Raw genomic sequence first — 11,370 nt, 5'->3', positions numbered from 1 at the left:
TTTAGCGGGTGCCGCTCCACCCTGGGGGGTGGGGCATGCCCCACCCCCCAGGGCTTCTTCTCTAGCAAAATTCAAAGACACAAGGGTTTCCGCGAGATCCGTGGCGGTCGGCTGCGGGACCTGCCGGCGGACGCCATCGAGGAGCGGCTCGCCCACGCCTACGCGGCTTGCGGAGAGGAGGAAGGGCGGTTCCTTGGCGGAGATGTCTTCGCCGTCTTCGCCAGGCGGGTGTCGGCGGCCTTCCACCGGCTGGTCGCCGCGCCGGACTGGCGGTCCTTGCTGCTGGTCGCGCATGACGGTGTGAACCGCGCCATCCTGTGCGACGCCCTCGGCTGCGGCCCGGCCGCGTTGGCGACGCTGGAGCAGGATTATGCCTGCCTCAACATCATCGACCTGGAACCGGACGGTTCCGGCGGCTGGCGACCGCTGGTCCGCACCGTGAACATGACCGCCTATGACCCCGTGAAGGAGCGCCTTCACGCAACGTCGATGGAACAGGTGGTCCACAGCCGCCGACGCGTTTGACAGCGCCCCCGGTCACTCGAAATAGCGGCTGTTGTCGACCGGCTTGTTCATGTCGAGATCGGCCAGCTCGTAGCCCCGCCGGAAATCCCTGATGTGCTTTTCCATCCATTGCGCCGCGTGCTTGGCATCGCGGTTGCGGATTCCGTCCACCACCTCCCGATGGGCCGAGAGCAGGCGGTCCTTGGCATTCAGCCGCGACATCACCTGATAGAAGGCGGGGTAAAACAGCAAACCGATCGGCTCCCGCGCCAACAGCAGCGCCCGATTGCGGGATGCCTTGGCGACGAGGAGATGAAATTCGATGTCGAGGGCGACGAGTTTCTGTTCATGCTCCAGGCAGTCGGCGGTCTCCCGAAGATTGGCCTCGAGCCGTTCGATCTCCTCCTCGGTCGCGCGTGTGGCCGCCAGTTCGGCCGCACGGACTTCCAGCGGCAGCATGGTTTCCCACAATTCCAGAAAGGTGATCTCGTGCAGGATCATGGCCTGGCTGACGCGGGAGGCCAGATCCTGTTCCCGCGGCAGGCTGATGACCAGACGGCGGGCGCTCTTACGGAACACCAGCCCGTTCTGCTCCAGCACGCGAATCGCTTCGCGCACGGTGGAGCGGTTGACCCCAAGCTGTCTGGCGAGATCCAGTTCGGAGGGCAGCTGCTGTCCAACTTTGTAAACGCCCTGCATGATGCATTTTTCGATGTTCGAAGCCACCAGCTGATAAGCCGGTTGAACCTCGACTTTCTCGAAGATCATTGGGTTGTGTTCGGTCAAGGATGCGTCCTTTTGGCACCAAGTCTCGGCATCGACCCAGTCGGCGGATCGGGCAGTGTCGGGTAGTCGGACTATCGTACCTTGTTCGCCGATCGGCGACCAGTGTTAACGGCTGCTGCCTGATCGATCCATGCTCGCCTGACATCGGTGCAAAAAGGCCGGATTGGTGGCTTGACGCATTCCCACGTTGGTCATGGTGTCCGGGCCCTTGCAACCGAAGGCGGCCTCGACCGTCCGGGCGGGCAAAGCTCGAGCGCGCAGGCCGGGACCCCACGTCGTGACGGAAAGTATCGGTTTTGAAGGGGTCCCGCTTCCAAGCCAGGTAACAGAGCTGCGACTTTAGCCCTTTCCACTGCTCAGGGGGCGCACGGCACAATATCCGAATGCCTTGCATCCGAGTGCCCTGCGCTGTGCCTCACTCATACACGGCGCCACGCGGGCCGGTATCTCCCAACGCCATTTTGACGAAGGCGTCAGCCGTCAGGTCCGCGTCGAGCAGCGCGCCATGGTGGGCGAAGCGATCACTCCGGTCGAGCCACAGCCGATCACACAGCGCATCGAGCGAGCCGGAAGCGCCGGGGAAGGCCGCGTGCGACATCTCCTTGGTGCAGATGAACCGGTCCGCCGGGAACGTGTCGGCACCCCATGCCGCGCGTCCGCAGCGCGCGAACTCGTAGTTCAGGAAGTCCATCTCGTTCTCATAGGCATGCGCCACCAGAAGATCCTCGCCCAGAAAGGCGAGAAGCGCGTCGGCCACCTCAGGAAAGCGGGGCGCCGCCTTCAGGTCGGCGGGCTTGATGCCGTGCACCTTGATGGCGTCGGGATGGAGAGGGGCGTCGGGGTTGACCCGGACCTCCCAGCTGCGCGCTTTCCGCCAGGACTCGCCCTCACGGACGAGCTCAAGACACCCGATCTCGATGATGATGCCGGGCTGACGCAGGCCCTTGGGCGCCTTACGGATGTCCAGGAGGCTCGGCATGCGCCGTCCGGTCGTCTCGATGTCGATCGCGACCAGCCGGTCACGGCCTTCCCATGGCTGCGTGCTCATTGAGATCCAATCTTTCGTCGGTGGAGCCGCCCGTGGCACAGATGTGAAACGAGGACAATGCTCCGTCACACCGCTCAGAGTAGCATGGCGAGTGACGTTGTTGCAGCAGCTGGTCGGCCGCATAGGGGCAGACAGCCGGCAGCTCACTCAGCCAGGGCTGATCGCATTTGAGACGTCCAAACCTGTTGCCGCCCGCCACGCACCGTTGCTTTCGATGAATCCCGTTCTGTGATCACGAGCTTCGAACGTCTCCTGGGTTGAATGGCTGCATTGTCGCAAATCGGCTTGCCGCCTGCCCCCCTTCGGAGAAGCATCGACACAAGACCGCTTCATCGGCGGTGCGGCACGGAGAAGGTCGCCATGCGGACGATCAAGATTTCCCTGTGGGGTCTGCTGGCATTGCTGACCGTATTGTGGTTCGCGGCCGAGCCCTCGGTGTTTCGGTGGGCCGGCTACTTTACGCTCCGCGGCAGCATGGTCCAGTACAGCGGTGTGATTGCCATGGGCTGCATGAGCGTGGCCATGATCCTGGCGCTGCGTCCCCGCTGGCCCGAAGAATGGTTCGGCGGTTTGGACAAGATGTACCGCCTGCACAAGTGGCTGGGCATTGCCGCCCTCGTGGTCGCGGTCATCCATTGGTTCTGGGCGCAGGGAACCAAGTGGGCGGTGGGCTGGGGCTGGCTGGACCGGCCGCAACGGGGACCACGACCGGTGCCGGAGAACCCGATCGCGCAATTGTTCATGGACTTGCGCGGCGCCGCTGAAGGCATCGGCGAGTGGGCGTTCTACGCCGCCGTTCTGCTGATCGCGCTGGCGCTGCTCAAGCGCTTCCCTTACTGGCTGTTCTACAAGACGCACCGTCTGCTGGCGGTCGCCTACTTGGTGCTGGTGTTCCACGCCGTCGTGCTGATCAAGTTCGATTACTGGACCGCGCCCGTTGGCTGGGCGATGGCGCCGCTGCTCGCCGGCGGAACCTGGGCCGCCGTCGTGGTCCTGCTCCGGCGGGTCGCCGCCGACCGGCGGGTTCCGGGCCGGATCTCGGCCATCCATTACTACCCGGGTGTGCGCGTGCTCGAGGCCGCGATCGAGGTGCCGCGGGGCTGGCCGGGGCACAAGGCGGGCCAGTTCGCTTTCGCCACCTCGGACGCCGCGGAGGGTGCCCATCCCTACACGATCGCCTCCGCTTGGAACGACACCGACCGCCGCATCACCTTCGTGGTCAAGGAACTGGGCGACCACACCCAGCGGCTGCGGGAGACGCTGCAGGTCGGACAGGCCGTGACGGTCGAGGGGCCGTACGGCTGCTTCACCTTCGATGACTCCTGCCCCAGCCAGATCTGGGTGGGCGGCGGCATCGGTGTCACGCCCTTCATCGCCCGCATGAAGTACCTGGCGGCGAGCCCCGAGCGGCGGCCGCAGACGATCCACTTCTTCCACACCACGCGCGACTACGACGAGGAGGCGATCGCCAAGCTCACCGCCGACGCGGCAGCGGCGGGGGTACGCCTGCATGTCCTGGTCGATGCCCGCGACGGCCGCCTGGACGGGGAACGCATCCGCGCGGCGGTGCCGGAATGGCGTGACGCCAGCCTCTGGTTCTGCGGCCCAGCGGGCTTCGGGCAGGCGCTGCGGCACGACTTCGCGACCCAGGGCATGCCGGTGGACCTGCGCTTCCACCAGGAACTTTTCGCCATGCGGTGACCTCCCAGCCACCAGTCACGGCTTCCTGCGAAATCGTCCGGAGCGGGATGCCTTGCTCGCCGAAGCCCTTCTGATCTCCGTTTCGGAATTCGCCGGCAGGACTTGCCACGACTCGGACCCGTCATCCGAAATAACCATCCTGGTTGCCCCCCGTGATTGACGTGCATCAGGGCGGTTACCGCTCCACCACGGCATACTGATTTCCGGACCTTGCTACACGGAAGGAGGGTACCATGGAGACATCCGCCCTTCCTGTTCAGATTGTTCAGAGTGGACTTGGCAGCTTGGCCGCTTATCTGGCCGCTCATGTGCTGTTGTGCCTCGTCCCGGCATTCTTCATCGCAGGCGGTTTGGCCGCACTGATACCCAAATCGGCGATCACGCGCTATCTGGGGCGCGGCGCGCCAAAAGCCGTCGCCTATCCGGCGGCGGCCGCGGCGGGAAGCCTGCTGGCCGTCTGTTCGTGCACCATCGTCCCGTTGTTCGCCGGCATCTACAAGAAGGGGGCCGGGCTGGGACCGGCCGTCACCTTCCTGTTCTTCGCGCCCGCCGCCAACATCCTGGCGCTGACCTACACGGGCGCGGCGCTGGGCGCCGAGTTCGCGGTGGCGCGCCTCGTGCTGTCTCTGGCCTTCGGCGTGGGCATCGGGATGATCATGGCGCTGATCTTCAGCGAGGACGACCGCGCCCACGCCGGCGAGGCCGACAGCAGCTTCGCCGGGAGCGATCGCCTGCAACCCGCCTCCCTCCTGCTGATGATGCTGTTGGTGGCGCTGCTCATCGCCGGGACACTGAAGGTCGGCTTCCTGCTCGACAGCTACGCCAGCGTCACACTGCCGATCCATGGCATGGACGCGTTCGACGCGACGCTGCACCGGCTGGTGCCCTTCGACCCCGCGAAAGGCGAGGAGGGAATTGGCGCGCAGGGGGCGATCCTTGTCCTGCTGCTCGGTATCATTGCGGCCGTGGCGCCGCGCGGCCTGGGACGGGTGGACGAGGGCTTCAACCGCTGGACTTGGGCGGCATTGGCGCTGGTCATGCTGACCCTGGCGGTCGCGGCGATGGGCATGCAGCCGCACGCCAATGGCGTCACGCTGCACATGACCGGCAAGCTGGCCGGTGTCCTGGCGACAATGGCAGCGATCGCCTGGATCGCGCATCGGTCCATCGATCGGTTCGAGGTGCAGCAATGGCTGTGGGAAAGCTGGCGCTTTGTCCGGCAGATCTTCCCGCTGCTGATCGTCGGCGTCTTCGCGGTGGGCGTACTGCGCGTCTTCATCCGGCCAGAGTGGGTGGAAACGATGGCCGGTGCCAACAGCGTGCTCGCCAATCTGGTGGGCGTCGTCTTCGGTGTGTTCATGTATTTCCCGACCCTGGTCGAGGTGCCGGTCGCGCAGATGTTCTTGTCGCTCGGCATGCACCCGGGGCCGCTGCTCGCCTACCTGATGGCGGATCCCGAGCTGAGCCTGCAGAGCATCCTGATCACCGCCACCATCATCGGTCGCACGAAGGCGTGGGCCTATGTGGGGCTGGTCGCGCTGTTCAGCACGGCGGCGGGCCTGACCTTCGGAGCGTGGAAGGACGGAACCAGTTTGTGGCTGCTCGGTGGATGGCTTTTCCTTTTCCTGGTGGCCCTTGCCGCAGCGCTCTACGCCATCCATCGCCGGAGCGGTCCGATGGCGAAAGCCGCCTGACCGAGCAAACCGCTTCTATCGCCAATCATTTACCGGGAAGGAGGATCGAGCCATGCACGTCAAAGTCCTTGGGCCGGGTTGCGCCCGCTGCAAACGCCTGGAGGAACTGACACGGGAGGCGGCGCAGGAGGCCGGCATCCCCGTCGAGATCGAGCACCTCACCGACCCGACCCGTTTCATCGACTACTCGGTCATCACCACGCCGGGCCTCGTTGTCGAGGAGCAGGTCAAGATGTCCGGCCGGCTGCCGCGCCGGGAAGAGATCGTGGCGTGGCTGAAGGAAGCCGCCGGCGGGCAATAAGGAAGTCCAACGCCGAAGCCCTCCGGATTGCCGTTTCGGAATCCGCCATCGGTGTCGTGGACGGCCGATGGCGGGACCGGCTTGGGTGTTGAGGAGGACGATGCCGGCAGCCTGCCGCTGCACCCTGGTCGACCACGCCGGCTACAAACAAATTCCCGACGTCCGCCGGAACCGGTTCGCTGGACACGGGTTCACGCAGAGTGTCACCCGGCCTGTTCGGAGGGTGATGGCTCCAGGCCTTCGACGAGCACCAGATGGAAGTCGGCTGCGCCCTCGCGATGGCGCCGCGCGTCCTGGTATTCAGGCGACTGATAGCAAGCCTGCGCAGCCTCCATTGAATCAAACTCAATGATGACGCCGCGGGGCCGCTCGACGCCTTCCAGCCAGTGCAGCCGGCCGCCACGGGCCAGCGCCCGGCCGCCGTGCTTGGCGAAGGCGTCTCCCGCGCCCTTGGCGTAGAGCGCGTAGCGATCGGGGTCGTGAACCTGGACCTGGGCGACCCAGTAGGTCTTGGGCATGTGATGTTTCCGCCTCAAAAGGGGTTCCGTCGACGCCGGCCCGAAGGCCGGTGTCACGCGGGGGGGACTCACGCCTCGGCAGCGCTGGTCCGGGTTCCGTTGTCCAGGGCTCCGTTGCCGGCATGGGCCGATTGCGCAGTCTTGGCGACCAGCGTTTCCGGCATGAAGAACAGGATGACCACGCCCATGAAGAAGATGACGGAGCAGGCACCGATGCCGAAGCCCAGGCCGTAGGTCTTGGCCATGGCCCCGATGGTCACCGGGGTGACCACCGCACCGATGCCGCGCCCGATGTTGAAGGCGAAGCCGCTGCCCATGGCGCGGATGTGCACGGGAAACAGTTCCGCGAAGTAGGAGCCGAACAGGCCGAACACACCGCCGAAGCTGAGCCCCATGATCGGGCTGATCCAGAACAGCAGGATGCCGTCGGGGATGAGCACGTAGAGCGGCACGATGATCGAGTCGGCGAGGAAGGCCAGCATCAGCGCCTTGCGCCGGCCGATCCGGTCGGCCAGGGCGGCGAACAGGAAATAGCCGAGGAACGCGCCGGTGAAGATGACGATGCTGAACACGCTCATGTATTCGATGCTGAGGCCGCGCACCGTCACCAGATAGGTCGGGATCCATGCGCTGACGCCCCAGAAGCCACCCATCTGGCACGCGGCGGCGATGGTGGCGCCGATGGTCAGGCTGGCGACGCCGGGTTGGAAGAGCTGGCCCAGGTTGATGCGGGGCTTGTCCTGGCGGACCATGGGCTTCTCATCGGCCGGCACCACCACCCAGAACAGCAGGCCGACCACGATGGCGGTGCCGGTCAGGGCGAAGAGCATGCGCCAGCCGACCTCGGTCAGCAGGAAGCGGCCCATGACCGAGGCCAGGATGCCGCCCAGCGCGAAGGTGCTGAGCATGAAGCCGGCGGCGCGCGCCCGGTATTTGGGCGCCCAATGGTCGGCGATCAGGGCGACGATCGGTCCCCACAGCCCGCCCATGCCGATGCCCTGGAGGAAGCGCAGGACCATCAGCTGTTCCCAGGAGGTGCACCAGTAGACCGCCAGGGTGAACACGCCGAATTCGATCAGCGAGATCACCGCCGCGTTCTTGCGGCCGAAATTCTCGGCGATCCAGCCGAACAGCACGCCGCCCAGCGCCGTGCCGACCATGGTGGCCGAGGCGAGAAGGCCGGCGTCGGTCAGGGAGATGTTCAGGGACGCAATGATGACGGGCATGCAGATCGCCAGGATCTGCAAGTCCAGGCTATCATAGAGATAGGCCAGGAACGTCATGATCAGGACTTTCCAGCGGTGCTGGCTGCCACTCGCGCTTGCATGCATGTGCGGACCTCCCGTATCTGATGCGGCTTTGGTTTTTTTGAGCAACGTTCACCCGACCCGCGATGCGGCGCGCCCACGACCGGGGGTGCCCATCAGCGGGATTCCCACCAGCCGGTGGGTTGACGTTCATGCACTGGAAGCGGAGAATTGACGATCCGCTTTTGACCAACTGGTAAATTGTTAGGATGGCCCCGGCAGCCTGTCAATAACGATGTGTGGGCCAACGAATGGAATGTTGGGGCCTGACTGTTGGGGCCGCCCCACGGCGGCGGCCGCAAGGTAGGGTTTGACGCCACCGGCGTCATCGCCTAAGCAGGACCATCCGCTCACAACCACGCCGGGCCCTCGTGTCGCCCTCCTCGCCGCCCTCCTCCAAGACTCCCGCCGACGCCCCCCGCACCGCCGCACCGCGCCGGCGCCAGCGCCTGTCGACCGAGGAGCGGGAGCGCCAGATCATCGAGGGCGCCATCCAGTTCTTTTCCGAACATGGATTGGCCGGACAGATGCGGGAACTGGCGACGACGATCGGCGTCAGCCATCCGTTGGTGTTCCACTACTTCCCCAGCAAGAAGGCGCTGATCGAGCGGGTCTACGCCGAGGTCTATCTCGGGCGCTGGAAGCCGGAATGGGAGCATCGGGTCAAGGACCGCAGCGAACCGTTCGAGGAGCGGGTGACGCGGGTCTACATCGACTACGCCCGCACCATCCTGACCAAGGAGTGGGTGCGCATCCTGATCCATTCCGCCCTGGCCGACGGCTACATCAACGACAACTACCTGACCCTGGTCGGCGAACGGCTGCTGCGGCCGATCATCGGCGAAACCCGCATCGAACTCGGCCTCGACGACGACCGCGAGCCGACCGAGGCAGAGAACGAGCTGATCTGGGGCCTGCACGGCGGCATCTTCTACATCGGCGTGCGCCATTGGATCTACGGGCACAAATTCCCGGAGAACCTGCCCCAGGTCGTCACCGACCGGGTGCGGGCCTTCGTGCTTGCCGCCCGCGAGATCTTCCCGCGCGAAGCCGGCAAGCCGGCCGGCTGACCGCCCTCCCCGTCCTTCAGTCCTGACCGTTCCAGCGCCGGCGGCGCGGCCTGCCGGGCCGCAAGCCGGTAAAACCCGCCTGGGCGACCGCACGCGCGATTGATTATTGACCAAGCGGAAAATAGCTTGACCCGTATTGACCACGTGGTAAATACTGCCCGGCAAGCAAGGGCACCCGCCCCATAAGATCGGAGGAAGCCAGTGGAACTCACCGGCGAACAGAGGATTGCCGCGCCGCGCCTGCGCGTGTGGGAATCGCTGAACGACCCGCAGGTCCTGAAGCACTGCATTCCAGGGTGCGAGGATGTCATCCGCCACAGCGACACCGCGTTCGAGGCCAGGGTGCTGACCAAGGTCGGCCCGCTTCGCGCTCGCTTCTCCGGACAGGTGGAGATGTGCGACATCGACGCCCCGGCGGGCTGCACCCTCCGGTTCGAGGGCGGCGCCGGGTCGGTCGGCATGGCGCGCGGCCAGTCGCGGGTGACGCTGGAGGAGGCGCCGGACGGCACCCTGCTGCGCTACACCGCGGAGGCCGCCATCGGCGGCAAGCTGAGCCAGATCGGCGGCCGGCTGATCGACGCCTCGGCCCGCAAGATGGCCGACGATTTCTTCCGCGCCTTCAACGACCGCCTCACCGGTCCGGCCGACGCTGCCGCCGACGGAACGCCCGCCGCACCCGCCGACATCCAGAGCCAGCCCCAGAACCAACCCCTGCCCCAGCCCGGCCTCCGGGCCGATGCGCCGCGGCGGCCGGCGGCGCCCGCCGCCGCGCCGGTCCATACCGGCGGCTGGGGCGGCGAGTTCCAGCGCTTCTTCTGGCTGGCCACCGGCGCGGTGCTGGGCGGCGTCATCGGCTACCTCATCCACATCTGACACGCCCACATCGGGCCCTTACTGCGGGCCCTTACCGATCGCTCGACGCGAAAAGGAACGACGATGACCATCCATGACGCCGTGCCCCACTGGATCGGTGGCAGCGAACATCGCGGCACCGGCGACCGCCGGGGCGACGTCTTCAACCCGGCCACCGGCGAGGTCGTGCGCACCGTCGGCTTCGCCGACGCCGCCGACGTCGATGCCGCCGTCGCCGCGGCCAAGCGGGCCCTGCCGGGCTGGCGCGCGACGACGCCGCTGCGCCGGTCGCGCATCCTGCAGGCCTATCTGACGCTGCTGCGCGAGAACGAGCGCGAGCTGGCCGCAGTGGCCTCGCAGGAGCATGGCAAGACGCTGGACGACGCGCTTGGCTCGGTCCGCCGCGGCATCGAGGTGGCGGAGTTCGCCTGCGGCATCCCCCACCTGCTGAAGGGCGAGCACGCCGGCGTCGGCACCGGCATCAACGCCTATTCCCTGCGCCAGCCGGTCGGCGTCTGCGTCGGCATCACGCCGTTCAACTTCCCGGTCATGGTGCCCATGTGGATGTTTCCCATGGCCATCGCCTGCGGCAACACCTTCGTGCTGAAGCCGTCCGAAAAGGTGCCGACCTGCAGCGTGATGCTGGCGCGGCTGTTCGCCCAGGCCGGCCTGCCCGACGGCGTGCTGAACGTGGTCCATGGCGACAAGGCGGCGGTCGACGCCCTGCTGGAGCACCCCGACGTGGCGGCCGTGTCCTTCGTCGGCTCCACCCCGATCGCGCGCAGCATCTACGAGACCTGCGCCCGCAACGGCAAGCGCGTGCAGGCGCTGGGCGGCGCCAAGAACCACGCCGTCGTCATGCCCGACGCCGACCTGGACTTCACCACCGAGGCGCTGATCGGCGCCGCCTTCGGCTCGGCCGGCGAACGCTGCATGGCGATCTCGGTGGCGGTGGCGGTGGGCGACGTCGCCGACGCCCTGGTCGAGCGGCTGGCCACCCGCGCCCGCGCGCTGAAGACCGGCCCCGGCATCGAGCCCGGAATCGACATGGGACCGCTGATCACCGGCGCGCACCGCGACAAGGTGAGCGGCTACGTCGACGCCGGCGAGCGCGAGGGCGCCGCCCTGGTGGTGGACGGCCGCACCGTCGAGGTCTCCGGCGGCGAGCGGGGCTTCTTCGTCGGGCCGACGCTGTTCGACAAGGTCGACCCGTCGATGAGCATCTACCGCGACGAGATCTTCGGCCCGGTGCTGTCGGTGGTGCGGGTGGAGACGCTGGAGGCGGCGATCGCGCTGATCAACGGCAACGCCTTCGCCAACGGCACGGCGATCTTCACCGGCTCCGGCGCCGCCGCCCAGCTGTTCGAGGAAACCGTCGAGGTCGGCATGGTCGGCATCAACGTGCCGATCCCGGTGCCGATGGCCTTCTTCTCGTTCGGCGGCTGGAAGAACTCGCTGTTCGGCGACCTGCACGTCCACGGCACCGAGGGCATCAAGTTCTACACCCGGACCAAGGCGGTGACCGCGCGGTGGCGGGTCGGCAACGCCACCGCCCCCACCCTCGTGATGCCCACCCTGGGCTGAACAGG

The 11,370-nt window shown here is 66.7% G+C and carries 11 protein-coding genes; 7 read left to right on the top strand and 4 right to left on the bottom strand.

The window, feature by feature from the left end; translation table 11 throughout:
* A partial coding sequence (locus TSH20_RS17215) for a histidine phosphatase family protein (RefSeq protein ID WP_146207483.1) occupies positions 1 to 525 on the top strand: 525 nt, incomplete at its 5' end.
* A 12-nt stretch (positions 526 to 537) separates the two neighbouring features.
* Here TSH20_RS17215 and TSH20_RS17210 read toward each other — a convergent pair.
* On the bottom strand, positions 538 to 1,290 hold the full coding sequence (locus tag TSH20_RS17210; RefSeq protein WP_244560498.1) for a FadR/GntR family transcriptional regulator: 753 nt from the start codon (positions 1,288 to 1,290) through the stop codon (positions 538 to 540).
* A 415-nt stretch (positions 1,291 to 1,705) separates the two neighbouring features.
* The gene (locus TSH20_RS17205) at positions 1,706 to 2,338 is read right to left on the bottom strand and encodes an exonuclease domain-containing protein (protein ID WP_085082730.1); all 633 of its coding nucleotides are present in this window, start codon (positions 2,336 to 2,338) and stop codon (positions 1,706 to 1,708) included.
* A gap of 360 nt (positions 2,339 to 2,698) precedes the next feature.
* On the opposite strand from TSH20_RS17205, the gene TSH20_RS17200 reads away from it, so the two are divergent.
* From TSH20_RS17200 to TSH20_RS17190, 3 genes are all read left to right on the top strand, one after another.
* The gene (locus TSH20_RS17200; RefSeq protein WP_085082732.1) at positions 2,699 to 4,039 is read left to right on the top strand and encodes a ferric reductase-like transmembrane domain-containing protein; all 1,341 of its coding nucleotides are present in this window, start codon (positions 2,699 to 2,701) and stop codon (positions 4,037 to 4,039) included.
* Positions 4,040 to 4,272: 233 nt separating this feature from the next.
* A complete protein-coding gene (locus TSH20_RS17195) occupies positions 4,273 to 5,733 on the top strand; it encodes a permease (RefSeq protein ID WP_109075860.1) in 1,461 nt (486 codons plus the stop codon).
* A 52-nt stretch (positions 5,734 to 5,785) separates the two neighbouring features.
* Positions 5,786 to 6,034, top strand: a complete 249-nt coding sequence (locus TSH20_RS17190) for a thioredoxin family protein (protein ID WP_109075859.1) — start codon at positions 5,786 to 5,788, stop codon at positions 6,032 to 6,034.
* Between the two features lie 203 nt (positions 6,035 to 6,237).
* On the opposite strand, the gene TSH20_RS17185 is transcribed toward TSH20_RS17190, so the two are convergent.
* Together TSH20_RS17185 and TSH20_RS17180 are read right to left on the bottom strand one after the other, a co-directional pair.
* Complete coding sequence (locus tag TSH20_RS17185; RefSeq protein ID WP_085082738.1) at positions 6,238 to 6,552, bottom strand: DUF1330 domain-containing protein; 315 nt, start codon at positions 6,550 to 6,552, stop codon at positions 6,238 to 6,240.
* A 68-nt stretch (positions 6,553 to 6,620) separates the two neighbouring features.
* Positions 6,621 to 7,835 (bottom strand): MFS transporter, encoded by a 1,215-nt coding sequence (locus tag TSH20_RS17180; RefSeq protein WP_158282011.1) that lies wholly within the window; start codon positions 7,833 to 7,835, stop codon positions 6,621 to 6,623.
* A gap of 395 nt (positions 7,836 to 8,230) precedes the next feature.
* Between TSH20_RS17180 and TSH20_RS17175 the strand changes: the two genes are divergently transcribed.
* From TSH20_RS17175 to TSH20_RS17165, 3 genes are all read left to right on the top strand, one after another.
* The gene (locus TSH20_RS17175) at positions 8,231 to 8,929 is read left to right on the top strand and encodes a TetR/AcrR family transcriptional regulator (RefSeq protein WP_158282010.1); all 699 of its coding nucleotides are present in this window, start codon (positions 8,231 to 8,233) and stop codon (positions 8,927 to 8,929) included.
* A gap of 201 nt (positions 8,930 to 9,130) precedes the next feature.
* Complete coding sequence (locus tag TSH20_RS17170) at positions 9,131 to 9,802, top strand: carbon monoxide dehydrogenase subunit G (protein ID WP_085082744.1); 672 nt, start codon at positions 9,131 to 9,133, stop codon at positions 9,800 to 9,802.
* A gap of 63 nt (positions 9,803 to 9,865) precedes the next feature.
* Positions 9,866 to 11,365, top strand: coding sequence for a CoA-acylating methylmalonate-semialdehyde dehydrogenase (locus TSH20_RS17165; protein ID WP_085082746.1), 1,500 nt, complete (start codon positions 9,866 to 9,868; stop codon positions 11,363 to 11,365).
* Positions 11,366 to 11,370: the final 5 nt, after the last annotated feature.

Source organism: Azospirillum sp. TSH20, assembly GCF_003115935.1.
GTDB lineage: Bacteria > Pseudomonadota > Alphaproteobacteria > Azospirillales > Azospirillaceae > Azospirillum.
The sequence above is the reverse complement of the archived record's forward strand: the minus strand, read 5'-3'. Positions and strand labels throughout refer to the sequence as shown.